At 33.9% G+C, this 24,636-nt stretch carries 24 protein-coding genes; 9 read left to right on the forward strand and 15 right to left on the reverse strand.

Going from position 1 to position 24,636, the window contains the following annotated elements; all coding sequences use genetic code 11:
* Window positions 1–10 precede the first annotated feature (10 nt).
* Window positions 11–577, forward strand: coding sequence for a hypothetical protein (locus NAT47_RS03045; RefSeq protein WP_250580161.1), 567 nt, complete (start codon window positions 11–13; stop codon window positions 575–577).
* A gap of 32 nt (window positions 578–609) precedes the next feature.
* Here NAT47_RS03045 and NAT47_RS03050 read toward each other — a convergent pair whose 3' ends face one another.
* The 3 genes from NAT47_RS03050 to NAT47_RS03060 form a co-directional block, all read right to left on the reverse strand.
* Window positions 610–1,017 carry a hypothetical protein gene (locus tag NAT47_RS03050; protein WP_250580163.1) on the reverse strand — a complete coding sequence of 136 codons (408 nt, stop codon included), beginning with the start codon at window positions 1,015–1,017 and terminating at the stop codon, window positions 610–612.
* Window positions 1,018–1,066: 49 nt separating this feature from the next.
* Window positions 1,067–2,086, reverse strand: a complete 1,020-nt coding sequence (pheS, locus tag NAT47_RS03055) for a phenylalanine--tRNA ligase subunit alpha (protein ID WP_026725129.1) — start codon at window positions 2,084–2,086, stop codon at window positions 1,067–1,069.
* 107 nt (window positions 2,087–2,193) lie between these two features.
* On the reverse strand, window positions 2,194–2,550 hold the full coding sequence (locus tag NAT47_RS03060; protein WP_194093791.1) for a hypothetical protein: 357 nt from the start codon (window positions 2,548–2,550) through the stop codon (window positions 2,194–2,196).
* Window positions 2,551–2,689: 139 nt separating this feature from the next.
* Here NAT47_RS03060 and NAT47_RS03065 point away from each other — a divergent pair, with 139 nt between their 5' ends.
* Window positions 2,690–3,211, forward strand: coding sequence for a CvpA family protein (locus NAT47_RS03065; RefSeq protein WP_250580165.1), 522 nt, complete (start codon window positions 2,690–2,692; stop codon window positions 3,209–3,211).
* Between the two features lie 63 nt (window positions 3,212–3,274).
* On the opposite strand, the gene NAT47_RS03070 is transcribed toward NAT47_RS03065, so the two are convergent.
* From NAT47_RS03070 to NAT47_RS03105, 8 genes are all read right to left on the reverse strand, one after another.
* Window positions 3,275–4,036, reverse strand: a complete 762-nt coding sequence (locus NAT47_RS03070; RefSeq protein WP_250580166.1) for a tetratricopeptide repeat protein — start codon at window positions 4,034–4,036, stop codon at window positions 3,275–3,277.
* Window positions 4,036–5,811 carry a BatD family protein gene (locus tag NAT47_RS03075; RefSeq protein WP_250580167.1) on the reverse strand — a complete coding sequence of 592 codons (1,776 nt, stop codon included), beginning with the start codon at window positions 5,809–5,811 and terminating at the stop codon, window positions 4,036–4,038. Before NAT47_RS03075 ends, NAT47_RS03070 begins: the two co-directional genes overlap by 1 nt.
* Before the next feature lie 3 nt (window positions 5,812–5,814).
* Window positions 5,815–6,585 (reverse strand): tetratricopeptide repeat protein, encoded by a 771-nt coding sequence (locus tag NAT47_RS03080; RefSeq protein WP_250580168.1) that lies wholly within the window; start codon window positions 6,583–6,585, stop codon window positions 5,815–5,817.
* On the reverse strand, window positions 6,578–7,621 hold the full coding sequence (locus tag NAT47_RS03085) for a vWA domain-containing protein (protein ID WP_250580169.1): 1,044 nt from the start codon (window positions 7,619–7,621) through the stop codon (window positions 6,578–6,580). The genes NAT47_RS03080 and NAT47_RS03085 overlap by 8 nt, the downstream gene beginning before the upstream one ends.
* Window positions 7,622–7,632: 11 nt before the next feature.
* A complete protein-coding gene (locus tag NAT47_RS03090; protein ID WP_250580170.1) occupies window positions 7,633–8,637 on the reverse strand; it encodes a vWA domain-containing protein in 1,005 nt (334 codons plus the stop codon).
* Window positions 8,637–10,253, reverse strand: coding sequence for a BatD family protein (locus NAT47_RS03095; RefSeq protein WP_250580171.1), 1,617 nt, complete (start codon window positions 10,251–10,253; stop codon window positions 8,637–8,639). The genes NAT47_RS03090 and NAT47_RS03095 overlap by 1 nt, the downstream gene beginning before the upstream one ends.
* A gap of 5 nt (window positions 10,254–10,258) precedes the next feature.
* On the reverse strand, window positions 10,259–11,125 hold the full coding sequence (locus NAT47_RS03100; protein ID WP_250580172.1) for a DUF58 domain-containing protein: 867 nt from the start codon (window positions 11,123–11,125) through the stop codon (window positions 10,259–10,261).
* An 84-nt stretch (window positions 11,126–11,209) separates the two neighbouring features.
* Window positions 11,210–12,214: an AAA family ATPase gene (locus tag NAT47_RS03105; RefSeq protein WP_250580174.1), complete on the reverse strand. Its 1,005-nt coding sequence runs from the start codon at window positions 12,212–12,214 to the stop codon at window positions 11,210–11,212.
* A 175-nt stretch (window positions 12,215–12,389) separates the two neighbouring features.
* Between NAT47_RS03105 and NAT47_RS03110 the strand changes: the two genes are divergently transcribed.
* From NAT47_RS03110 to NAT47_RS03135, 6 genes are all read left to right on the forward strand, one after another.
* A complete protein-coding gene (locus NAT47_RS03110; RefSeq protein WP_250580176.1) occupies window positions 12,390–13,262 on the forward strand; it encodes an aldo/keto reductase in 873 nt (290 codons plus the stop codon).
* 49 nt (window positions 13,263–13,311) lie between these two features.
* Window positions 13,312–14,463 carry an ATP-binding protein gene (locus NAT47_RS03115; protein WP_250580178.1) on the forward strand — a complete coding sequence of 384 codons (1,152 nt, stop codon included), beginning with the start codon at window positions 13,312–13,314 and terminating at the stop codon, window positions 14,461–14,463.
* The gene (locus NAT47_RS03120; protein ID WP_250580180.1) at window positions 14,456–15,193 is read left to right on the forward strand and encodes a metallophosphoesterase family protein; all 738 of its coding nucleotides are present in this window, start codon (window positions 14,456–14,458) and stop codon (window positions 15,191–15,193) included. Before NAT47_RS03115 ends, NAT47_RS03120 begins: the two co-directional genes overlap by 8 nt.
* An 88-nt stretch (window positions 15,194–15,281) precedes the next feature.
* Window positions 15,282–15,779, forward strand: coding sequence for a DUF6646 family protein (locus NAT47_RS03125; RefSeq protein ID WP_250580182.1), 498 nt, complete (start codon window positions 15,282–15,284; stop codon window positions 15,777–15,779).
* Between the two features lie 118 nt (window positions 15,780–15,897).
* Window positions 15,898–16,473 carry a PhnA domain-containing protein gene (locus NAT47_RS03130; protein WP_250580185.1) on the forward strand — a complete coding sequence of 192 codons (576 nt, stop codon included), beginning with the start codon at window positions 15,898–15,900 and terminating at the stop codon, window positions 16,471–16,473.
* A gap of 179 nt (window positions 16,474–16,652) precedes the next feature.
* Window positions 16,653–17,207: a hypothetical protein gene (locus NAT47_RS03135; protein WP_250580186.1), complete on the forward strand. Its 555-nt coding sequence runs from the start codon at window positions 16,653–16,655 to the stop codon at window positions 17,205–17,207.
* 127 nt (window positions 17,208–17,334) lie between these two features.
* Here NAT47_RS03135 and NAT47_RS03140 read toward each other — a convergent pair whose 3' ends face one another.
* The 4 genes from NAT47_RS03140 to NAT47_RS03155 form a co-directional block, all read right to left on the reverse strand.
* Window positions 17,335–17,964, reverse strand: coding sequence for a hypothetical protein (locus NAT47_RS03140; RefSeq protein WP_250580188.1), 630 nt, complete (start codon window positions 17,962–17,964; stop codon window positions 17,335–17,337).
* Window positions 17,965–18,217: 253 nt separating this feature from the next.
* On the reverse strand, window positions 18,218–19,768 hold the full coding sequence (gene amaB / locus NAT47_RS03145) for an L-piperidine-6-carboxylate dehydrogenase (RefSeq protein ID WP_262918727.1): 1,551 nt from the start codon (window positions 19,766–19,768) through the stop codon (window positions 18,218–18,220).
* A gap of 201 nt (window positions 19,769–19,969) precedes the next feature.
* Window positions 19,970–20,509: a 3-hydroxyanthranilate 3,4-dioxygenase gene (locus tag NAT47_RS03150; RefSeq protein ID WP_250580190.1), complete on the reverse strand. Its 540-nt coding sequence runs from the start codon at window positions 20,507–20,509 to the stop codon at window positions 19,970–19,972.
* A gap of 89 nt (window positions 20,510–20,598) precedes the next feature.
* Window positions 20,599–21,714: an endonuclease/exonuclease/phosphatase family protein gene (locus NAT47_RS03155; protein ID WP_250580192.1), complete on the reverse strand. Its 1,116-nt coding sequence runs from the start codon at window positions 21,712–21,714 to the stop codon at window positions 20,599–20,601.
* Between the two features lie 139 nt (window positions 21,715–21,853).
* Here NAT47_RS03155 and NAT47_RS03160 point away from each other — a divergent pair, with 139 nt between their 5' ends.
* Entirely contained in the window at window positions 21,854–24,628 is a 2,775-nt protein-coding gene (locus tag NAT47_RS03160) for a TonB-dependent receptor (protein ID WP_250580194.1), read from the forward strand.
* Window positions 24,629–24,636: the final 8 nt, after the last annotated feature.

A 24,636-nucleotide genomic window follows, 5' to 3' on the forward strand; every position in this document is an offset into this window, starting at 1 on the left:
CCAAATTCCAATGAAAAGAATCCTGTTTCTAATTCTTGGGTTTGTACAAATAGCTTTTGGACAATCTGAAAAAGGTTCCAAAGTGTTTTGGGAGGAATTAAAAAAGCATTGTGGTCAAACCTATGAAGGAACAATAACTGCTGGAGCAACTCCAAACGATCCTTTTTCAGGAAAAAAATTAGTTATGCATGTAAGAAGTTGTGCAGAAAATCATATAAAAATTCCATTCTTTGTTGGAGAAGATAAATCGCGTACTTGGGTTTTAACATTTGATAACGATGTTATTACGCTCAAACATGATCACAGACATCAAGATGGTTCAGAAGATAAAGTTACTCAATATGGTGGAACTGCATCAAATTCTGGTTTGCCTAATATTCAATCATTTCCAGCTGATCAATTTACGGCAGATTTAATTGGTTATGCCTCAAATAATGTTTGGTGGATTACTTTAGATGAAAATTCATTTACCTACAACTTAAGACGCATCGGTACAGAGCGTGTTTTCAGTGTTACGTTTGATTTGAAAAAACCAATTGCAACTCCTGATGCTCCGTGGGGTTGGGAAGGAAAATAAATAAGATACTATTTTGATAGTAACTTTACTATCTAATTCGCAAAAACGCCTCTTTTGTTGATGATTGGTAAATCCGCAGTGGCTTTTTCGTTGATAGTATTTACTCGGAATACGAAGGTTTTATCGTATAATTGTCCGTTTGAGAAATACGACAACATGAATTCGTTATTCAATTGTAAAACGTTGTTTTCTAACAATTCAACTTTAACCGCGGTTCTTGGTTCTACTTTAGCAAATGCGTGACGGAATGTTCCTGTTTTGCGTTCTTCGCCATTGATTAAACCATAAGCACGAGAAACTACCATAGCCATTTCTAGCAAATTATCGGTGTCGTTTACTAAGTAAGCGTACCAAGAATTCTCCATAAAATCGTCGTTCCATTCTTGAAAAGCTACAATATGAACGCCTTCTACTTTTGGGATGATAATGTCTTTCTTCATTGAAATAGTAGTAAGATTAAAGAATTAATTATTAAGACTTTATCTTAATTTATATACTCGATTTGAATTGCTCTAAGAAACGAACGTCATTTTCGTAAAACATACGAATATCGCCAATTTGGTATAACAACATCGCAATACGTTCTACTCCCATTCCGAAAGCGAAACCTGTGTGTTCGTCTGGATTGATGCCACAGTTTTTCAATACGTTTGGATCTACCATTCCGCAACCACCAATTTCTAACCAACCGGTTCCTTTTGTAATTCGATAATCTGTTTCGGTTTTTAATCCCCAATAAATATCGATTTCAGCACTTGGTTCTGTAAATGGAAAATATGACGGACGTAAACGAATTTTCGATTTTCCGAACATTTCTTTAGTGAAATACAACAAGGTTTGTTTTAAATCGGCAAAGGAAACGTCTTTATCTATATACAAACCTTCCACTTGATGGAAAATACAGTGCGAACGCGAAGAAACGGCCTCGTTACGGAACACTCTTCCTGGAGAAATCGTACGAATTGGCGGTTTGTTGTTTTCCATATAACGCACTTGCACTGATGAAGTGTGTGTACGCAACAAAACATCAGGATTGGTTTGAATGAAAAATGTATCCTGCATATCTCGTGCTGGATGATATTCTGGTAAATTTAATGCGGTAAAATTGTGCCAATCGTCTTCGATTTCTGGACCTTCGGACACATTGAAACCAATGGTTGAAAAAATATCAATCATTTGGTTTTTTACAATAGAAATTGGATGGCGCGAACCAATGTTCATAGCTTCTCCCGGACGTGTTGTATCGCCGTAAATTCCTTTTGCTTCTTCTTTATTTTCTAAAGCGTCTTGAATGGTTTTTACCTTTTCTTCTGCCGAAGTTTTCAATTCGTTGATTACTTGACCAAATTCTTTCTTTTGTTCGTTTGGGACATTTTTGAATTCGGCAAAAAAGTCTTTCAACAAGCCTTTACTTCCTAAATACTTGATTCGGAAGGCTTCTAATTGTTCTTTATTATCGGTTTGAAAAGCTTTTACTTCTTCAATATGGGCTTTAATCGTTTCTGTCATCGCTCGTTGTATAAAGGTGCAAATTTATGGATTTTTAATGAAAGTAAACAGTCTCAGTCACAGTTTTCAGAATTTACAAATTTGCCAACTGCGACTGCGACTGAAAACTAATCAATCAACTCTTTCTCTAAAAAGTAGCTTACAATTGCTTCTTTCATTAATACCGCTTGCTCGCCTGCTTTTAATGGTGGCAATTCTTCTTTTACTTTGTAATGTGGCCAACCATCATTGTCGAAATATTCAAATTCGTAGTAACCGTAAGGTTCTAGCAAACGGCAAATGGCGATGTGCATTAGGTTCACTTTTTCATCTTTTTTGAAAGTTGCGTGAATTTTCCCTAATTCTTGCACACCAATTAAGTAGATGATTCCTTCTAAATCAAGGGTTTCTCCATCTGCGAATTTGTTTGATAATATAGTGACAACGCTTTCCCAACGCTGTTTTAATTGTTCGTCTCTGGACATGTTTCTGAGGTTATGGGTTAAGAGTTAAAGGTTTGAACCTAATTACCATTTATCTAACACTAAATTTCTGCAAAGATAACAACAGAAAACCACTTTCAATAATTCTTTTATCTTTGTTCTTTAATCTATATTGTTTCGGATGAGTTTTATTGATATTGTTTTTGCAGTTTTGTTGGTTTTTGCGGTTTATAAAGGATTGAAAAACGGACTTTTTGTAGAAGTCGCTTCATTTGTAGCTTTGATTTTAGGTATTTATTTAGCGATTAAATTTTCGAGTTTAGTTGGTTCGATTTTTACTGAAACTGTCCCAAGTTGGAATCCGAAATATATTCAAATTACTGCTTTTATTATTACGTTTTTGTTGGTGGTAATTGGAATTCATTTAAGCGCAAAAATTTTAACCAAATTAGCAGATTTTGCATTTTTAGGTTGGATAAATAAATTAGCCGGTGTGATTTTCAGCTTATTGAAAACGATCTTAGCGTTGAGTGTTGTGCTTTTTATTTTTGAAAAAATCAACATCAATAACATGTTACTTTCAAAAGAAACACAAGAGAACTCTATTTTTTATAATCCAATTCAGAATATTTCAACAGCGATTTATCCTACGATTGAGGATTGGTATGACAGTTTGAAATCGGAAATTGAGAGTGAGAAGTAAAAGTTTCAACAAACTCAGCCTTACAAACCTAGATTCTGAATACTTTCAACTGAACACTGAACACTATTTCTTCACTTCCTTAATTGCTTCTTTGTCAATCCAGGCTTTGGTTTTGTCGGTAAGTTCTACTTGTTTCCAATTGCCTAATTCTTCTAAAACGAAAACTTTTGTGCCTTCGTGAAGCGTGACTACATCTTCCGAACTGTTTTTAGGTTCGGCTTTCAAAGTGGTTGCTTCTGCAAAAACAATGGCTGGATTGTAATTCGCATCAAACTTCTTCTGTAAAAAAGCAGAAAAAACGGTTACTCCAATTCCGATTAAAAACAACAGAAACAAACTGAAAAAAGTGCGTTTTAGAAATACAGTATTTCCAAAATAATAACCTAAAAATAAAAGTAAACTTAGAAAAGCAATAATAACCGCAATCCAAGCCCAAGTATCATAATGAAATGTGCTCGTAAACTCTTTTACCATTTTTTTGAAACCGACATCTGGAATGATTTTAATGTCGTCTATTGCTGTTTTTTGCGCAAAAGACAGATTGGTTTGAATGGCTTCGTCATCTGGGTTTAAAAGCAATGCTTTTTCGTAATTGTAAATCGATGGCGCAACTTTTCCTAATTTATAATAACAATTGGCAATATTAAAATACAAATCAGCCGATTCGTTGCCTTGGTTTACAATGCTTTCGAAAGATTGAACCGCTTGTTCGTAATCACCTTTGTTGTATAAATCGTTTGCTTTTTTGAAGGTAGCATCGTTGGATTCGTTTGCATTGGCAAATGAAATCAAAAACAAAAGGAATAGTATAATTTTATTTCTCATTATTTCAATTGTTTTTCAAGTTCAGAAATTCGTTCCACAGCTCGTTCAAAATCATTGGTCATGGCAATATCAGTTGCTGGAGCGTATCGTGCGAATTCACAATCGTTCATTAACTCCATAAATCGATTAATACTTTCTTCGGATGCATTTCGTTGTTGCAATAATTCGATAATGTTTTCTTTGCTCATTTCAACCGTTTCGATATGTAATTTGGCTTTCAAGAAATTGTGTAATGCTTTTTCCATTGCCATATAGAACGGAACTTTGTCGCCCATTTGTTTTTTGGCTTCCGACAAATATCTCTTCACTAACTTGTTGTTTTGTCTAATTCTGTTTCCAACAACATCAGCATCTTTTGCTTCTTTTTGTTTTCTAGCAATCATCACAATTGGAATTAGTAAAAGTGGCGCAATCAATAAGCCATAAAACAATCCTGAACCTAAGAAATCTTCTCTAGAAGCAGAAACAAATTCCGTTTTTAACTTATTGAATTGGAATACTTCTTTTTTCTGAATGGCTTGTTTATTCGTACTTGGGGCATTAGCTACAATGGTTCCATCTCCTTCGGCTACCTCAATTGTGATTTCTTTTGAGGTAATGGTTTTATAGGATTTACTTCCCAAATCGTAATACGAAAACTCCATCGGTTTGATAGTATATTTTCCTTTAAACTGGGGAATAATCGTGTATTTGTCCGAAATTTTTCCCACCATACCCGTTAATGGCGTTTGTACATTTTCGGTATGTGATGGTTCGTACATTTCTAAAGCAGTTGGAACGACCGGTTTTGGCAAGGTGAATAATTTTAAATTTCCTTTCCCTGAAACACTCACTTCCAAATCTAAAGATTCGCCTGCTTTTAAAGCGGTTTTAGATGGAATTACTTTAAAGTCAAAATTCCCAACAGCACCTGTAAAACTTTCAGGTTTACCTTTTTCTGGAAGCGGTTTTACGTTGATAGTTTGATTTCCTGTTGACAATGATTTTTGGATCACGCGCATTTCATATTCTCCAAACCAATCGCGACGACCTGTAGGAACCTCAGCATCTAAATCGATTTTGAAAGGTTCTATAGTTTTAGCACCAGCTTCTAACGGATACAAAATTACTTTGCGAAGCACCACCATACTATAATCTTTTCCGTTGTATTTTCCGCGTTCTGCAGTTAATTGCTTCATGTCGATATACTGACTCCAGAAATCGTTATACTTTGGTGCTTTGAAGTTTCTGAAATTCCCAACAGTAGAACGAGGCTCGAAATATAACTTGTACACAACTGTAACTGGTTCGTTTATGTACGGATTCTTTGTAGATAATTCGGCAACCAAATGAATTCCTTCTCCAAAGTTCATATTGTTTGGCTGACCTGGATAATTTGGCATTTGGATAGGATCAGTAATAGTGATTTTTATCGGAGCTGATTTGTAAATAGTTCCTTCATATTCAATTGAAGCAGCACCAATGGTAAAAGTTCCTTTTTTAGTAGGCGTTAAATAGTAAATGACTTGGGTAGAAATTTCCCTTTTTTGTGTTACTCTACCATTAATAATTGTGATTGAAGTTTGATTTCCTTTGTTAATGAAAGGTCCTTCCGCCTTAAATCCAGAAAATTTTGGAGGTTCAAAATTATCTCCTTCGTTATTGATAGAAAAAACCAACTGAATACGCTCGTTTAATCCATAAGAACTTCTTTCTGTTTGTGCTTCAAATTTTACTTGAGCAGAAACAGCGTTGTAAAAAAACGATAAGAATAAAACTAAAAGTATCTTTTTCATGAATTACCAATCTTTTTCATTTGAAACTGGACGTGCTTTCACTTTCTTCGCATTCACTTTGTCCTGAACTTTCTTCTCTGCATTATTAACCGCATCTAAAATGTTATCGATGCGTTGTTTGTCGGCACCACTTGGTTTTGGATTTTCGTTTTTATCTTCCTTTTTCTCTCCGTCACCTTTACCTTGTTGGTTATCGCCTTGTTTGTCTTTGTTATTCTGATCGTTTTTATCCGAATCTTTTTTGTCGTTTCCTTTGTGGTTTTTGCCGTTTTTATCTTTCGGCTGTGGTTGGTTATCTTGACCTCCACCACCTTTGTTGTCTTTCTTGTTGTCTTTTGGAGGCGGATTGTCTTTATTTTTTCTTTTGGCTAATGCATAATTGTAACGCGTTTCTTCGTCATTTGGGTTGTTTCGAAGCGCATTTTTATAAGCATCTGCTGCTAAATCATATTTCTTTTCTAACATGAAAGTGTTGCCCAAATTGTGATAAATTCGGTGCTTTTCTTCTTTCGTTTTCGCGTGCTCTAAGGCTTGGATATATTTAATTTGCGCTTCACCTTGTTGGTTTTGACGATACACACTATTTCCCAAATTGTATCCTGCAGTTGCTTTTTTTGGTGATTTTTTGGATTCCGTTACTCGAAAATCAACTTCGGCATCAGCGTATTTTTTTTCTTTGAATAACTGATTACCGTTGTAAAGATTTTTGTCTTTTTCTTGTCCAAAAAGCAAAACACTATTCAACAATAGCACTATGTAAAGTATCTTACGCATGTTTCTTTTCATTAAATAAGTTCAACTTTTGCACCCATGCTGTTTTTTTCTCCAAAAGAAAAACATCTACTAACAATAATAAAAATCCTAAAGCTAAAAACCATTGATATTGCGATTCAAAATCAGCAATTTGTTGCGATTCGAATTCTGATTTTTCGATTTTGTCTAACGACTTTTTCACTTCTTCTACCACATCTTTTGTAACTGTTCCGGCTATATATTTTGATTTGGTATTGTCGGCGATTTTCTTTAAAGTTTCTGGATATAACTTGGTAATTACTGTTTGTCCGTCTTGATCTTTTTTATACGAAGCGATAGTTCCTTTATCATCACGTAACGGAATTGGGCCACCTTTCTCGGTTCCAACACCAATTGTAATAATACGAACTCCCTTTTCTTTTGCTAATTCAACAGCATCTTCTACTCCATCTCCGTGGTCTTCACCATCAGAAATCAAAACAATTAGTTTACTAGTATCTTTCACATCAAAGAAATCTACTGCTAATTGAATTGCATCGTTAAAAGCGGTTCCTTGCGAAGAAACCATATTGGTATTCATGCTCTGCAAGTACATTTTTGCGATGCTGTAATCTGTCGTCATTGGTAAAACGGGGTAAGCACTTCCGGCGTAACCTACAATTCCTACACGATCATTTCCTAATTGGTTAATGATTTGCGAAACGATTTGCTTGGTTTTTTCTAATCGATTTGGTGCTACATCTTCGGCTAGCATACTTTTTGAAATGTCGACTGCAAAAACGATATCAATTCCTTGACGCTTTACGGTTTCCATTTTCGTTCCCATTTTTGGGTTTACCAAAGCGATGATAATGCAGGCTAATGCCAACAACAAAACTCCTAATTTCAAAGCCGGTTTAAAGCTAGATTTTTCAGGCGCTAATTGGTTAAACAATTCCAAATCGGCAAAAATGGCTTGTCTTTTTCTTTTCCAAAACAAATTGAATAGAAAAAGTGCCACTATTATAGGTAATAGCGCTAATAAGTAAAAATATATGGGACTTTCTAATTCAAACATTGTTTTTCTTTCTAAACGATTCCTCTAAAAACTGAATTTCGTAATAACACCTCAACGCCTAATAATACAAATGCAATCAACACGAAAGGTTTGTATTTCTCGTCGTAATTGTAGAATTTCTTCTCATCAATTTCGGTGGTTTCTAACTTATTGATTTCGTCGTAAATGGCTTGTAATTTTTTGTTGGATGTGGCTCTAAAATACTTTGCATCTGTAGCTTTTGCAATTCCTTTCATTAAACTTTCATCTATTTCTACAGGCATTCTTCTGAATACCAATTTACCATTCGCGTCTTTTGCTACAGGAAACATAGCTTGACCGTTCGTTCCAATTCCGATGGTATATACTTTGATGCCGTATTCTTTAGCGATTTCAGATGCCGTTCTTGGGTCGATAGTTCCTGAGTTGTTCACCCCATCTGTTAATAAAATGATGATTCTGCTTTTTGCTTTACTGTCTTTAATTCGATTAATTGCGGTTGCTAAACCAACACCAATTCCTGTTCCATCAGCAATAATAGAATCATCATATTCGATAGTTTTTAGCGATTGTAAAATGATTGTTTTATCTGAAGTTACAGGTGTTCTCGTGTAACTTTCACCCGCATAAACTACTAATCCAATTCTATCGTTAATTCTATCTTGCACAAATGTTGAAGCTACTTTTTTCAAAGCTTCTAATCGATTTGGTTTTAAATCATTGGCCAACATACTACTCGAAACGTCAATTGCCATTACAATATCAATTCCTTTTGTGGTTTTCGATTTTGAAGTTACGTCAACGCTTCTTGGTCGGGCTAATGCGATGATAATCGAACTTAAAGCTAAAATTCGCAGCACATATAAAAATGGTTTTGCTTTAGCCAGGAAAGTTCTATTCTGCTTGAAAGGTTCTAATGAACTCATTTTTACCGTTGCCGAAAGTTGGTTTCTTTTGTAAAATAACCAAGCTATTGCAATTGGCAAAACCAAAAACAACCATAAAAATTCCGGATTTAAAAAGGTTACTTTTCCCATTATTTCTTGGCTTTTCTTAGTTCGATTGAGTTCTGAATTTTCTCTATAATCTGCTTCGCATGCTTATCTTCTTCTCTATACATAAAGAAAAATTCTTGTGCGCCGCCCGGTTGCGATAACACCATAATATCGTACTGCATTTTTACATCTTCTTCGCTATCGGGGTCAAAAGCCGTGAATGTTCCATAGGCTTTTTTACCTGAAAGTCCTTTTACGTTTTCAAATTCGCCCGTTTTTACGATGATATTTTTAGCACCAAAATTTTCTAATTCTTTCAAATCCGCTTCCAATGCTAAATCTAAATCTATCTTGGTGGTGTCTTTATAAGCCGTTGTGATTAATACAATTGAGAAATCGTCCGTAATATTTCCATACGCAAAACGACTGGTTGATTTTACGTTTTCTGGAAGGTTATTTTGAATTTTCTCATCAATTGTTCGTTTTAAAACCTTAGGCGACGTAATAATGATAGCTGGCTCGCCATATTCCGAAGTAATCCATTCTTTTTCCAACAATTCTTTGGTAGAATAGCCAAAATAACTGTCTTTCACAAAATCAAATCCTACCGTATAAGCAAAAATCACAACAGAAGCCACCAATAAAAAGGCTGAAATTCCGGCTGAAAGTGCTAAACGTTTTGCTTTTTGTTTTTGCATTTCTTTCTTGCGAACTTCTTCAGCAAACAAAATTGCAGCTTGATCTTCAGTTCTAGGTAAAGCTTTGTCTATCACCAACAAGAATTTATCGATGATTTTTTTATCCGTTTCAATTTCAAATGGTAACGGTTGCGATTTAGCAAATTTCACCAAATCGGAATTTTCTAAAACTTTCTTGAACTTATCTAATTCTTCACGATTGACAAACATTTTTTTGTCGGCAATCGCTTTTTTCAATGCTTCCATCAACTCACTTGAAGTGCTTTCCATTGCTGGAATATGGATGGATTCTTCAATGTACGTTCTGGTGATATCGGTCATTTCAGAATAGTATTCTTTCACATCACCGCGTTGTACCAATTGTTTTTTATCTAAGTTTTGAAGATACGCAATCGCTTTTTCAATTGGCGAAGCGAAAAATTCTTCTTTTTGTTCCTTGTCTTTTTGTAATCGCTTGATGATGAAGTAAGATGCAAATCCAGAAGCTACAATCAACACCAATAAAATCAATAGCTTCCACCATTCGCTCATCGGTTTTTCTTCGGTAGCGATGATGTCTTTGATGTCGTACATTTGTTGTTTCGTGGTATCAACTTTTACATCGTTTACCAAAATCGAAAGCGAATCGGTACGAAATTCTTTCTGATTGATTTTCACCAATAATTTCGGAATCACATAACGTCCCGAATCAAATTGGGTTAACCCGTACTTTTTGATTAATTCATATTGGTTGTCGTTTTTTACGGTGTCAATTGGATACGATTCTAATATTTCCAAAGCACCAAAAAACTTTCCATCAGGAAAAACGACTTTATCTTTTGCGTTTACTTTTGCTTTGATAGTTAAGTTGAATTGCGATCCAATTTTAATTTGGGTAGAATCAATAGAAGACGAGATTTGTTGGGCAAAACCCAAAAATCCGAGCATTAAAGCAATATATAAGTAAAGTTTCTTTTTCATTTTTCTTAATTACGCGCTTTAAAATAACCCAATAATTTGGTCACATAGCTTTCATCCACTCTCGAACTAATCGTTCCTGCTCCACATTTTGAAAAAATATCTTTGAAATAATTTACGTTTTCACGATAGTATTTTTCGTAATCCATTCGTACTTTTTTTGACGTGGTATCAACTAAAATCGTTTCGCCTGTTTCAGCATCAATCATATTTACAATTCCAATGTTTGGAATGCTTTCTTCTCTTTGGTCAAACACTCGGATTCCGGTAACATCATGACGTTTTGAAGCGATTTTTAGTGTGTGCTCGTAATCTTTCACCATGAAATCGGAAATTAAAAACACAATGGCTTTCTTTTTCAAAACGCTCGATAAATATTTCAAAGCTTGCGATAAATCGGTTTTTTTACTTTTCGATTCGAATTCGATTAACTCGCGAATGATGCGTAAAACGTGTGATTTTCCTTTTTTAGGCGGAATAAACAATTCGATTTGGTCTGAAAACAAAAGCAAACCAATTTTATCATTATTTTGAGTAGCCGAAAACGCCAATGTAGCTGCGATTTCAGTAATCATATCACGTTTTAACTGATTTTTTGTACCAAAACTTTCTGAACCTGAAATGTCCACCATTAACATCATGGTTAATTCACGCTCTTCTTCAAATACTTTTACGAAAGGTTCGTTGTAGCGCGCGGTTACATTCCAATCGATAGCCCTTACGTCGTCACCGTATTGGTATTGGCGCACTTCTGAAAACGTCATCCCGCGTCCTTTAAAAGACGTGTGATATTCTCCCGAAAAGATATGATCACTCAATCTTCGGGTTTTGATTTCTATTTTTCGAACTTTCTTTAGAATTTCTTTGGTATCCATTTCTATTAGTTGACAGTCGCAGTTGATAGTCGCAGTGTTAAAACAGTATTATCTGAAAACTGAGACAAAACACTGATTACTAAATTAAGGCACTTCAACTTCGTTAACAATTCTGCTAATAATGTCTTCTGTGGTTACATTTTCAGCTTCTGCTTCGTAGGTGATTCCGATTCTGTGACGTAATACATCGTATACTACAGCACGAACGTCTTCTGGAATTACGTAACCTCTACGTTTGATGAAAGCGTAACATTTAGCAGCTGTTGCTAAGTTGATACTTCCACGAGGCGAAGCTCCAAAACTGATTAACGGTTTTAGACTTTCTAATTTATATTTTTCTGGATAACGTGTTGCGAAAATTAAATCCAAGATATATTTCTCAATTTTTTCGTCCATGTACACTTCACGAACCACTTCTTGTGCTCTTAAAATTTGGTCTAACGAAACTACTTCATTTACTTTTTCGTAAGCACCTTTTAAGTTTTGACGAATTACATGACGCTCTTCCTCCATTTTTGGATAATCGATAACCACTTTTAACATGAAACGGTCAACTTGCGCTTCTGGTAATGGATACGTTCCTTCTTGGTCAACCGGGTTTTGCGTTGCCATTACTAAGAACGGTTTGTCTAACTTAAACGTTTCGTCACCAATAGTAACTTGCTTTTCCTGCATGGCTTCTAACAAAGCTGATTGCACTTTTGCAGGCGCACGGTTAATCTCATCCGCTAAGACGAAGTTGGCAAAAATGGGTCCTTTACGAATGGTAAAGTCGTTTTGTTTGATGTTATAAATCATGGTTCCAACTACATCGGCTGGCAATAAATCGGGTGTAAACTGAATACGGCTAAACGAACCGTGAACGGCTTGTGAAAGCGTATTAATGGCTAAGGTTTTTGCTAAACCAGGAACTCCTTCTAGTAAAATATGTCCTTGACCCAATAAACCTATTAATAATCGCTCGACCATATGCTTTTGACCTACGATTACCTTATTCATTTCCATTGTGAGTAAGTCTATAAAAGCACTTTCTCTTTCAATCTTTTCATTAATTGCTCTAATGTCTAAGGTTGATGTATTTTCTTCCATTTTATGATTGTATTTGGCGGTGTGAAATTAACAACATTTTTTAACACTACAAATTGAATTTTTTTTTTGATTCTTTGTTGTTAACATTGCGTTAAAAGTGAATAAAAAAGATTGATTTTGTGAGTGTTTTAAGATTCTATTTTATAATTTTAAGAAATAATTTAAACCTAACGTTATGTCTGTACAATTATCGCCTATCATTGCTGGGGTAATGAATTGGGGTATTTGGGATAAAAACCTTAATACCAAAGAGTTTACTCATTTAATTAATTTATTCGTAGAAAACGGAATTACTACTTTTGATCACGCTGATATTTATGGAGGTTATACTACTGAAGCTTCTTTTGGAAAAGCCTTTTCTGATAGTAAGATTGACCGAAAAAAAATTCAATTAATTACCAAATGTGGTATTCAATATGTTTCTGAAAATAGACCCGATAATCACATCAAACATTATGAATACTCAAAAGATTATATTATTTGGTCTGCCGAAAATTCATTAAAAAATTTAAAAACCGACTATTTAGATGCATTTTTATTGCACCGTCCTAGTCCGTTAATGCAAGCAGACGAAATTGCAGAAGCTGCTGAACGATTAAAAGCAGATGGAAAAATTCTATCTTTTGGGGTTTCTAACTTTACACCTTTTCAAACAGAGCTAATTCGTCAAAAAACACAAGTAGATATCAATCAAATTCAATTCTCTGCAACGCATCATGAAGCCATGTTAGATGGAAGTTTAGACTACATGCAAGTCCACAACATTAAACCTATGGCCTGGAATCCTTTAGGAACTGTTTTTAGAGAAAATACGGATCAAACCTTTAGACTGCGCCAACTTTTAGCCAAATTGGTAGAAAAATATCACATAGGTTCTGATATTATTTTATTGGCTTGGATTATGCAGCATCCTGCTGGAATTTCTCCCGTTGCCGGAACGGTTAACTCTGGTAGAATTCAACAATTGATGAAAGCAAAATCACTAGTACTAGACAAACAAGATTGGTTTGCGATTTGGACGGAGAGTATGGGAAATAGAGTGCCTTAATCTAGTATTCAATGTTAGGTTAATAGTGTTCAGAATATTCAGGTAAAAAATGATCAACAAGCGGCTTCTTATCAAAAATCTGTTGGCTCATCATGATGAGAATAGTTTTTATGATAAGAAGCGGCAGTTGAATTTGCATACCAAAGAAGGAAAAGCAAAATTCTTAAAGCATATTTGTGCGCTTTCCAATTCCAATCCGAGCAATAATTCTTATATTGTGGTGGGTGTGGAAGATGAAACCAATGAAATTGTGGGTGATGATTTCTTTGACGATAGCAAGATTCAGAATTTAGTGAATGCTTTTTTGGAAAATCCACCTAAAATTCAGTATGAAAATGTCCCTTTTCCGAACCTTCCAAAAGATAAAGTAGTGGGATTGGTTACGATTAAACCCAAATCTAAAAATTCGTACTTTAGAAAAGGTATTCACACGATTGAAGCGAATACTTACTTCATTCGAAAAGGAAGTAATACCTCACCTACTTCAGAAAAAATTCCGTATTCGAAACAGAATGTGGAAACGGTTATTAGCATCGAAAACAGTTCTCGAAACAGTATCGAGCATACATTAGAAAGTGTTATAGATTTCATCAATAATCGTCACAAAGATTTACCGTCTAATTTTAAAGTGTTTAAGGAATTGTTTGTGGTTTGCTGGGCTGGAAACAAGAAAAAAGTTCGAGACCAAGAGTATTATTCAAGAGTAGATATTGAATTGGTCAACGAACAAGTAAAATTGTTTTATTCCGCTTTAGACGAGGTAAGTATCGCTTATGATGATAACAGTTTTAGTATTACCGAATACATTTCGCTCGGATTAAATGACAAAACGAGTTATTATCCTTTTGAAAAAGTGACGCTAACGTTTTTTGATAACGGCTATTACAAAATAAATTCGGAAATGTTGTTTGAACCCCCGCAATACAACCGAAAAATGTTACATCATATTTACAATTCTCATCTTGCTTTGCTCACAAAACTTCAAAAGGGATTACTTTTGCAACCGTCGGAAAAAAGAGATATAGAAAACTTTCCTCAAATTATGATGATTTGTTATTTAAACGGATTTGAGGATGCTAAACAAAAATTAATTGAAGCTAAACCCTATCTAAAATCATTTGAAAATCCGCTACTCTATGTCTCGTTTAAAGAAGCCATGCGGATTTTAAGAAAAATGAAATACAACAAAAAAAATGAATAGAAAATTAGTCATTGGAGATGTTCATGGAGGATTAAAAGCCCTACACCAAATTTTTGAAAGAGCTAAAATAACAAAAGAAGACACCCTAATTTTTTTAGGTGATTATGTTGACGGTTGGAGCGAATCTCCTGCCGTTTTAGATTTCTTAATTGCACTTGAAAAAGAACAACCTTGTGTTTTCATAAGAGGAAATCATGATGATTTATTATTAAAATGGTTGTCAGGAAATCATGATGGATTTGATGAGAACATGTGGTTTAAAAATGGTGGAGATGCTAGCGCATTAGCCTATCAAAATGTAGATGAAGAAACTAAAATGAAACACATTCATTTTCTACAATCGCTTCAAAATTATTATTTAGATGACGAAAATCGTTTATTTATTCATGCGGGATTTACGAATGTTAGAGGCGTTGATTATGAATTTTTTAAACCTTTGTTTTATTGGGACAGAACGCTTTGGGAAATGGCGTTAGCGTTAGATACTTCGATACCAAAAGAAGATACGCGCTATCCCAATCGATTGAAAATATATGAGGAAATTTACATTGGACACACTCCAGTTACAAAAATAAACGAAACCGTTCCCGTGAACAAAGCTTGTGTTTGGAATGTTGATACCGGGGCCGCTTTTAAAGGTAAAGTAACCGCTATGGATATTGATACTAAAGCATTTTGGCAAAGTGATGCGTTACCTGATTTATATCCAAATGAAAAAGGTAGAAATTAATCATTAGATTTCTGTTTATGAAGCAACAAATAAAAAAATTACTTGTTTGTTTTTAGTAATTTTGCTTTTCAATAAAATTAAAGACACTATGAAAAAAGCAACTCTTCTATTCTTTCTTATGATATGTGTACCTTCTGTTATGGCTCAAGCATACAGAGGTGAAGGTGATCGAAAACTACACGTGGGACTAAACATGCAAAACAGAGCTACTGGAATTACAAGTACGGTTGACTTCGGTATTGGTGAAAATATGTCTTATGGTTTCAATGCTACTTATCTTTTAAACACCTCTGAAATTGGTGGTGAAAGTGCTGCTTTTGGAGACAAAATAGATTTTAAAGTACGTTTCAATGCTAACATTGGAAACGTTTTAAATCTAGGATCTAAAATGGATGTGTATCCCGGCTTGAATTTAGGCACACGAAACTTTGGTGCGCATTTAGGTTTTCGTCATTTTTTTAGTAATGGGTTTGGAGTATTTGCAGAAGGCGTTGCGCCACTGGCACGTTTTAAAAACCAAGTTAGAGGATTTGACCATTTTAATAACCAAGTAACCTTAAGTGTTGGTGCTGCTTTTAACTTTTAAAGTTCGTAAAAAACGATATACTGAAGCAACTTTATAAAAAAGTTGCTTTTTTTTATGCCATCTAGTTACAATTTATACCTTTGCTTCAAATTATTTATTTACGTAAAATCCATTCAAAATGAGTGTAATAGAAAAAAAACTGAAAGATCGCAGTGGTTCAGTTTGCGAAATTAGTGGTACCGAACATGGTTTAGTTGTGTATACGTTGCCACCTCACACTGCAGAAAGTTTAGAACATTCGGTTTTAGTTGCAAAACATTTAAAAGACCAAATTGAAAACCCTGAAACCATGAATGAAAACGATTGGAGAGGATTATCAGAAAGTATGTGGAATGAGCATTTGCCAGTACAAATTTTATCTTGGCGCATGTTAGCGCGTTTGAAAAACAACGATTTGCTTGACATGATGTACTTAGATGAAGAAGCCTTAGAATGGGCAAAAGCAACAGGCGAAGACGCTGAAGAAGACGAAAACAAAATTGTACATAAAGACAGTAACGGCGTTATTTTACAAGATGGCGACTCGGTGGTGTTAATTAAAGATTTAGATGTAAAAGGTGCTACTTTTACAGCAAAACGTGGAGCTGCCGTGCACAACATTAAATTAGTTTGGGACGACGCGAACCTAATTGAAGGTAGAGTGGAAAACCAAAGTATTTACATTTTGACGCAATACGTGAAGAAAACGAAGTAGTTTTTAATGTGCCGATGTGGCAATGTGTCGATGAGACAATGTGCCGATGTGGCAATATCACAATAGAAAACCCTGCAAATTTGATTTGTGGGGTTTTTGGTTTTAATAAATTGTATAGCTTAATACATTTTATTCCACTGCTTGTTTAAATATTTTAATACATTTGAAAAAGTTTTTGTATGAAAAAAGTAATCTTTATTCTCTTCTTAGCAATCACAAATTCCATTTTCTCTCAAATTAATGAAGGACAAGATTTTTGTTCTCCAAATGAAAACGGTGATTATTTTCCTTCATCAATTGATAAAAAACGTATCCTTTGGCAGGATAAATCTTATTTTGAGACAAAAAATAATTTTGTAATTATTAATGAAAAAAAGTATATTGAATATCTACAAGATTGGGGAGAAAAGAACTTGTCTAAAATGTATTTAAGAGAAGAAAATGGAGTTATCTATGAATATAAAAAAGATGTTAAAAAAGAAACTATTCGATTTGATAAAAACTTCAAAAAAGGACATATTTGGAAAACAGCTGAAGGCGATTGTGAGTATGAAATCATTTCATTTAATGGTAAATTAAAAACTCCATTTTGTAAATATGAAAATCTATTAGTTATACGTGCTAAATTTGAAGATGTAACTTTTGATTTTTATTATTTAAAAGGACATGGCTATGTAGGTGCAACAGTTAAAGACAAATTAATATCTTGTGTTACTCCTGTTTGGAATAATTAGTTTATTCGTGGAATCGTATTCCATAACCATAACAACAAAAAACCCTGCAATTGCAGGGTTTTTCTATATCCAAAAAGTAACTAATCACTTATTACTTTTCACTAATCACTTATTTTACAAATCAAAATTAATTACATTTAGGTTTTGGTAGATTATTATCATATGGACGAAAAACTCCTTTTCTTTTTTTTCTGTAATTCTTAATTTTATTTTTACAAATTAAATAATCTACTCCTTCAATAGTTTCATCAATACTGACTGTTGGAGGATATGGATATTTACCTGGATTATCCCAATCGTCTTTATAAATACCTAAGTCATAACGTAACCAAATAGAATCTAACAATTTGTTTTTATCTAATGCATCTAAAACATCTCTTTGAAGTGCTTTATCTTCATCGTACCAAATAAAGAGTTTATAATTATAATGTTTATAATTAGTAGGAAAAAATTCATCTGTAACAATAGAGCCAATATTATGTTTTTTCCTTATTGAAATTTTATTTCTTTGTGGTAAGATATTTATATGATAAAAATTAGACTTTTTATCATCCATAAATCGGATATAAAAACTATCATACTCTTTTATGTATTTTTTATTAGTATGATAGTAGTCTATAATACAATTTTCAATAGCTTGTGATTTTCCACCTTTTAAATGCATTTCCATTTTATACGTATTACACTTAATAAAAATAAATGAAAGCAATAACAAAACTGCTATTTTTTTATTTCGAACCGTATTAGTCATATTCATATTTAGTTTGCTGGTTTTTATAATTCGTTATAAATTTAATGTAAAAAATAATATTTATAAAAAGTTCGCTTGAGAATCTAATCTTATTTTTTTTACTGAATCCAAAAAACTAAATTACAAACAAAACATTCCGATAGTGCAGAATTGCATTCCGTGCCATCAAAATAAAACAAAACCCTGCAATATTCTTGCAGGGTTTTTCTATATCCAAAAAGTAACTAATCACTAATTACTTTTCACTCTTCACTTAATATTACAAATCAAACTTAATACCTTGAGCTAATGGTAATGCTGTTCCGTAGTTAATGGTGTTGGTTTGTCTTCTCATGTAGGCTTTCCATGCATCAGAACCTGATTCACGGCCACCACCGGTTTCTTTTTCACCACCAAAAGCACCACCAATTTCAGCACCAGAAGTTCCAATGTTTACGTTAGCAATACCACAATCAGAACCTGCTGCCGAAAGGAATAACTCCATTTCTCTCATGTTGTTGGTAAAGATAGAAGAAGATAATCCTTGAGGAACTGCATTTTGCATTTCGATAGCTTCTTCAATTGTGCTGTATTTCATTACGTATAATACTGGAGCGAATGTTTCGTGTTGTACGATTTCGAACTCGTTTTTAGCTTCGATAATACATGGTTTTACATAACAACCACTTTCGTATCCTTTTCCTTCTAAAACACCGCCTTCTACAATAACTCTTCCGCCTTCAGCTTTCGCTTTTTCGATAGCGTTTAAGTAATCTTGCACTGCACCTTTATCGATAAGTGGTCCTACGTGATTGTTTGCATCTAATGGATTTCCAATTTTTAACTGCGCATACGCTTTTGCTAAAACGTCTAAAGTTTTATCGTAAACACTTTCGTGAACAATTAATCTACGAGTTGAAGTACAACGTTGACCTGCTGTTCCTACCGCTCCAAAAACTGCTCCTACCAATACCATTGATAAATCAGCTTCTTTAGAAACGATAATCGCGTTGTTTCCACCTAATTCTAAGATAGTTTTTCCAAAACGCTCAGCAACTGTTTTTGATACGTGACGACCAATTCTTGTAGAGCCTGTAAACGATACTAATGGAATACGTTTGTCGTTATTGATTAAATCTCCAGACTCGTTACCCACTACTAAACAGCTGATTCCTTCTGGTAAATTGTTTCTTTCTAATACCGTTTGAATGATGTTTTGACACGCAACACCACATAAAGGTGTTTTTGAACTTGGTTTCCAAATACAAACATCACCACAAACCCAAGCCAACATCGAGTTCCAAGACCAAACCGCTACCGGGAAGTTGAAAGCCGAAATGATTCCAACTACTCCAAACGGATGCCATTGCTCATACATTCTGTGCATTGGACGTTCCGAATGCATCGTTAATCCGTGTAATTGACGTGATAACCCTACTGCGAAATCACAGATATCAATCATTTCTTGAACTTCTCCAAGACCTTCTTGATACGATTTACCCATTTCGAAAGACACTAATTTTCCTAATGCTTCTTTGTGTTTACGCAATTCTTCTCCCATTTGACGCACGATTTCCCCTCTTTTTGGAGCCGGAACCAAACGCCAAGTTTTGAAAGCCTCAGTTGCTGCTTGCATAGCTGTTTCGTAATCTTCTTTTGTTGAAGATTTTACTTTTCCAATCAAATCTCCTGTTGCAGGTGAGTATGATTCGATGATTTTTCCGTTAGAAAACCACTTTGTTCCAGTAGAAGTTCCATCATTAATTTCTTTAATGCCTAATTGTTGCAAAGCTTCTTGCATACCAAATTGAATTGCTGCTTCAGATATCATTTTTATAACTTTTTATTCAGATTTTGTTAGATTTTTTTTCAAAGATAGAAAATATATTTTTTAACCACAATCCCGAAGTTTCAGGATACTAAGCTTACGCTAAAAGCAAATAATTTTTAAGTTAATTTTTTGTCACAGATTTCAGAGATTTTCACGTATTTCTTTACAAAACTTTGTGAAAAACCATTGTGATACTTAGTATTATTTTTTTAGGAACTTAGGATTCGTTTCCATTACAGTCCCACATTTTTGACACGTTCTTTTTTCCTCTGAAGAATAATACTCCTGAAAATGAGGCAGGAAATCTTTTTCAATATTGTGTAATTCGAAATAGACTTCGTGTAATTTATGATTGCAGTTATCACAAAACCAAAGTAAGCCATCTGTAAAACCTTTACCTGCTCTTTTTCTTTCTACTACCAAACCAACAGAGTCTTCGGTTCTTGATGGAGAATGTGGTACTTTGGCAGGATTAAGATACATATCTCCAGGACCTAATTTCATAGCTTTCTTTTCGCCTTCATCTTGAACATAAATGGTAATTTCACCTTCTAATTGATAGAACAATTCTTCTGTTTCGTTATAATGATAGTCTTTACGTGCATTAGGACCACCCACAATCATGATAATATAATCTTCAGAAGTTTCGTCGTAAATGGTTTTATTTCCTACAGGCGGTTTTAAAAACTGCCTGTTTTCTTCTATCCATTGATTCAAATTGAATGGTTTTTGAATTTTCATTTTTTAAATTTTAAAACGTAAAGTTACTAAAAAGAAAAAGGTTAGCTGCTTTTTTATACAACTAACCTTTTGAATTTATTATTTTTGAACTACTTCACTTCCTTTACTAAGTAAATATAAACTGGGAAGTGATCTGAGAATCCAGGAACTCCATTTTGATTACGAAGTGGATATCCTTTATACTGGCCGGTTTTCTGAATTAAGAAAGGTTTATTGTAAATTCCTGCTTTCCAATATTTGAACGAACCGTAGTCATTATTATCTGAAGGAATCAATTGCTGGCTCACCATAATTTGGTCGAAAATATCTCCAGCATCTCTATAAAACAAAGTAGCATGACCATCTTTTTGCATTTGCTCAAACGGATTGTAAATATCTCTTGGTTCTTTTAATTCGGTCTTTTTTAACTTAGCACCAATCCCTTGTTTTACGGATTTATTGTAAGGACCGTCATTTAAATCTCCCATTGTAATGAATTTAGCATTAGGGTTAATTTTTATGATGGAGTCCATGATTTTTCTATTCAATCTACCAGCGGCTTCTCTATATGGACTACTTTTCTTTTCGCCGCCTGAACGGGAAGGCCAATGGTTTACTATTACATTGATTTCTTCACCATCTAACAAACCTGTAACCAATAATTGATCACGTGTGTAAATTCTTTTGGTTTTTTTATCGTAGTTTACATTTTCTTCAACTTCACCTTCTTCTTTCTTACTTTTTTTATCAGAATCAGATTCTGTTTCATACACGTACAATGGTACATTGATGTAACTTGTAGGTTGAAAATATTTTTCTTGATATAAAAATCCAACATCAATACCTCTTTTGTCAGGAGAATCAAAGTGTACCACTTTATAACCCTTATTGATTAATGTAGGGTGTTTTACTAAATCTTCTAAAACTCTTCTATTTTCAATTTCACAAGCTCCGATAATTACAGGAGAATTTTTTTGATTTTCACTAGTACCTAACTCTATAAGTACATGGCTTAAATTATCTAACTTTTTATTGTAATTTTTTTTAGTCCAACCATTGACCGGTGTATATTCTTCATCATACGTATCTGGATCGTTAATGGTATCAAATAAATTTTCAAAGTTGTAAAAAGCTACGGTATGAACTTTGAATTTTTTATCCTGAGAAATGCCTTTATTTACCGAAAAAACAACTGCAAAAACCAAGAAAAGATGTTTAATTTTCATAAAATGAATGTTATATTAATATCAAGTTTAACACAAAATAGGAGCCAAAGGTAAATAATATTATTAAAAGTTATACATTTGTAGGCTGTTAAGTTTGTAAGTACTTAACATTAAATTAGTATTAATTTTAAATTTCTTTATGAAAAAACTTGTACTAAGTACCTTATTGGTACTACAAGCTGTTTTAGTTTTTGCACAGCAAAATCCAGCCTTAAAGGGTAAGGTTATCGATGCTAAAAGTCAAAAACCATTACAAAACGTGGCTGCTATAATTCAAAGCACCAATCAAACTGTTGTAACTGATTTTAGTGGAAATTTTGTGTTTCAAACTGTTCCACCTGGACATCAGGTTTTAGTAATTCGTTTCACAGGATTCAATCAGCAAACTTTTGCTTTAGAGCCTTCTACAGGTGAAACAGTGGATTTAGGAACAATTTTATTGGAAGAAGATATTACTTCAGAACAACAATTGTCTCTTATTACCATTACAGAAAATGATTTAGGAGATGATAATAGTGGCTCTGAAAGCACGGCTGGATTATTACAAGCTACAAGAGATACTTATCAGCAAGCAGCTGCCTTTAACTGGGGTCAGGCTCGTTTTAGAATTAGAGGTTTAGATAACGAATATGGTACCACAATGATTAATGGTATCGTAATGAATAAATTATACGACGGAAGACCACAATGGGGAAACTGGGGAGGATTAAATGACGCTACAAGAAACCAAGAGTTTACTATGGGGTCTAAGCCTTCTGATTATACTTTCGGAGGAATTTTAGGTACTCAAACCATCAACACAAGAGCTTCTTTCTACCGTCCAGGTTCAAGAATTTCAATGTCAGGTACTAACACAAACTACAACTGGAGAGTTATGGCTACACATGCTTCCGGAATGAACAAACAAGGATGGGCATTTGTAGTTTCTGCATCGAGAAGATGGGCAGAAGAGGGTTACTTTGATGGTACTGATTATGGGGCAAATTCATTATTTGCTAGTGTTGAGAAAAAATTCAACGACAAACACAGCCTTAACTTAACGGCAATTTACGCTCAAAACAGTAGAGGTAAAAATTCACCAAACACTCAAGAAGTTACAGATTTAATGGGAGTTAAATACAACTCTTATTGGGGATGGCAAGATGGTAAAAAACGTAACTCGAGAGATAAAGATTTAGAAGAGCCAATGGTAATGTTGTCTCACTATTGGAAACTTTCTGAAAAAACAAATTTGAATACTAATGTTGCTTTCCAAACGGGAACTATTGGTAACTCAAGATTAGACTACCAATTAGGAAACAATCCTGACCCAACTTACTACAGAAACTTACCTAGCTACTATAGCAACTTAAATGGAGGTTTAACTCAAGATGAGTTTAATAACTACGCTAGTATTTTTAGATCTCGTCCACAAATTGATTGGAATGCAATGTACATTGCGAACCAAAATAGTGCTTTTGCTGGTAGAAGCGTATATGCTTTATACGAAGATAGAACAGATGATAATTTATTGAATGCTAATTCAATTATTAACTCTAACTTATCTGACAATATCGTTTTAAATGCAGGAGTTAATTTTAGAAAATTAAGATCACACAATCACCAAAACTTATTAGACTTATTAGGAGGTCAATACTTCTTGGATATCGATCCTTTCTTTACAGGAAACGCTTCTCAGTCTGATTTAAATAATCCTAACCGCCAAGTAAGAGAAAACGAATCTTATGGTTACAATTATTTATTACATGCTACAACTTTTGATGGGTTTACACAATTCAAATTTTCTTACGACAAAGCCGATTTCTATTTAGCGCAATCTTTTTCTCGTAGCGAATATCAAAGAGAGGGTATTTACAGAAATGGTATTTATGTGGATAATTCTTATGGAAAAAGTAAAAGTGTAACTTTTGAAAACTTTGGTTTCAAAGGAGGTTTAACTTACAAGATTACAGGTAAACATTTACTTGATTTCAACGGAGTTTACATGACGAAAGCACCTAATTTAAGAAACTCTTTCTCAAATGCTAGATTAAACAATACCATTACTCCAGATCTTAGAAGTGAAACTGTTTTGAGTGCTGATGGTAGTTATATTATTAGAGCTCCTAAATTCAAAGCTCGTTTCACAGGTTTCTTCTCATCTATTAAAGATGCTACTGAAATTGCATTTTTCTATGGAGAAGGAATTGGAGGTGATGATGGAGGTGATGAAGACACTTTTGTAAGTGAAATTGTTACTGGAGTTAACAAACAAAACATGGGTGTTGAAGTAGGTTTAGAATATCAAATTACTTCAACAATTAAAGCAACTGCTGCTGCTTCATATGGTCAGTACATCTATTCTGATAATGCTAACTTAAAAACAAATGATGATAACGTAGCGGCCACTGGAAACAACCCATTAACAGACTTTGGAACTGTATACTTAAAAAATTACAGATTACCAGGTATGCCACAAACTGCTGCTACATTTGGTTTAGAATATAGAGATCCAAACTTCTGGTGGATTGGAGCTAATGTTAATTACTTAGAAGGAACTTATTTAGATGTATCTAACATTTTAAGAACTGACAACTTTAGTTTAGATTCAAGTGGTGATACTTACAATGGAGCAACACCAGAAACTGTTAAAGATATTTTAAAACAAGAAAAATTTGATAACTTTACATTAGTAAATTTAACAGGTGGAAAATCTTGGAGAATTAGTAAAGCAAATCGTAATACAGTGGGATTCTTTGCTTCTGTAAACAACGTTTTTGATGTTACTTATAAAACAGGTGGTTTTGAACAATCTAGAAAAGCAACTTTCCCAGATTTACAAGCTGATCAAGCTAACGGAACTCCTTCTTTTGGACCTAAATACTTCTATGGCTACGGAAGAACTTATTTTGTTAATTTCTACATTAACTTCTAAAAAAATAT

Source organism: Flavobacterium fragile (assembly GCF_023634865.1).
Lineage (GTDB): Bacteria > Bacteroidota > Bacteroidia > Flavobacteriales > Flavobacteriaceae > Flavobacterium > Flavobacterium fragile.

Bases quoted from the DNA above. Each gene is read 5' to 3' on its own strand.
- NAT47_RS03045 (WP_250580161.1), top strand. From the start codon at position 11: ATGAAAAGAATCCTGTTTCTAATTCTTGGGTTTGTACAAATAGCTTTT.
- NAT47_RS03050 (WP_250580163.1), bottom strand. From the start codon at position 1,017: ATGAAGAAAGACATTATCATCCCAAAAGTAGAAGGCGTTCATATTGTA.
- pheS (WP_026725129.1), bottom strand. From the start codon at position 2,086: ATGACAGAAACGATTAAAGCCCATATTGAAGAAGTAAAAGCTTTTCAA.
- NAT47_RS03060 (WP_194093791.1), bottom strand. From the start codon at position 2,550: ATGTCCAGAGACGAACAATTAAAACAGCGTTGGGAAAGCGTTGTCACT.
- NAT47_RS03065 (WP_250580165.1), top strand. From the start codon at position 2,690: ATGAGTTTTATTGATATTGTTTTTGCAGTTTTGTTGGTTTTTGCGGTT.
- NAT47_RS03070 (WP_250580166.1), bottom strand. From the start codon at position 4,036: ATGAGAAATAAAATTATACTATTCCTTTTGTTTTTGATTTCATTTGCC.
- NAT47_RS03075 (WP_250580167.1), bottom strand. From the start codon at position 5,811: ATGAAAAAGATACTTTTAGTTTTATTCTTATCGTTTTTTTACAACGCT.
- NAT47_RS03080 (WP_250580168.1), bottom strand. From the start codon at position 6,585: ATGCGTAAGATACTTTACATAGTGCTATTGTTGAATAGTGTTTTGCTT.
- NAT47_RS03085 (WP_250580169.1), bottom strand. From the start codon at position 7,621: ATGTTTGAATTAGAAAGTCCCATATATTTTTACTTATTAGCGCTATTA.
- NAT47_RS03090 (WP_250580170.1), bottom strand. From the start codon at position 8,637: ATGGGAAAAGTAACCTTTTTAAATCCGGAATTTTTATGGTTGTTTTTG.
- NAT47_RS03095 (WP_250580171.1), bottom strand. From the start codon at position 10,253: ATGAAAAAGAAACTTTACTTATATATTGCTTTAATGCTCGGATTTTTG.
- NAT47_RS03100 (WP_250580172.1), bottom strand. From the start codon at position 11,125: ATGGATACCAAAGAAATTCTAAAGAAAGTTCGAAAAATAGAAATCAAA.
- NAT47_RS03105 (WP_250580174.1), bottom strand. From the start codon at position 12,214: ATGGAAGAAAATACATCAACCTTAGACATTAGAGCAATTAATGAAAAG.
- NAT47_RS03110 (WP_250580176.1), top strand. From the start codon at position 12,390: ATGTCTGTACAATTATCGCCTATCATTGCTGGGGTAATGAATTGGGGT.
- NAT47_RS03115 (WP_250580178.1), top strand. From the start codon at position 13,312: ATGATCAACAAGCGGCTTCTTATCAAAAATCTGTTGGCTCATCATGAT.
- NAT47_RS03120 (WP_250580180.1), top strand. From the start codon at position 14,456: ATGAATAGAAAATTAGTCATTGGAGATGTTCATGGAGGATTAAAAGCC.
- NAT47_RS03125 (WP_250580182.1), top strand. From the start codon at position 15,282: ATGAAAAAAGCAACTCTTCTATTCTTTCTTATGATATGTGTACCTTCT.
- NAT47_RS03130 (WP_250580185.1), top strand. From the start codon at position 15,898: ATGAGTGTAATAGAAAAAAAACTGAAAGATCGCAGTGGTTCAGTTTGC.
- NAT47_RS03135 (WP_250580186.1), top strand. From the start codon at position 16,653: ATGAAAAAAGTAATCTTTATTCTCTTCTTAGCAATCACAAATTCCATT.
- NAT47_RS03140 (WP_250580188.1), bottom strand. From the start codon at position 17,964: ATGAATATGACTAATACGGTTCGAAATAAAAAAATAGCAGTTTTGTTA.
- amaB (WP_262918727.1), bottom strand. From the start codon at position 19,768: ATGATATCTGAAGCAGCAATTCAATTTGGTATGCAAGAAGCTTTGCAA.
- NAT47_RS03150 (WP_250580190.1), bottom strand. From the start codon at position 20,509: ATGAAAATTCAAAAACCATTCAATTTGAATCAATGGATAGAAGAAAAC.
- NAT47_RS03155 (WP_250580192.1), bottom strand. From the start codon at position 21,714: ATGAAAATTAAACATCTTTTCTTGGTTTTTGCAGTTGTTTTTTCGGTA.
- NAT47_RS03160 (WP_250580194.1), top strand. From the start codon at position 21,854: ATGAAAAAACTTGTACTAAGTACCTTATTGGTACTACAAGCTGTTTTA.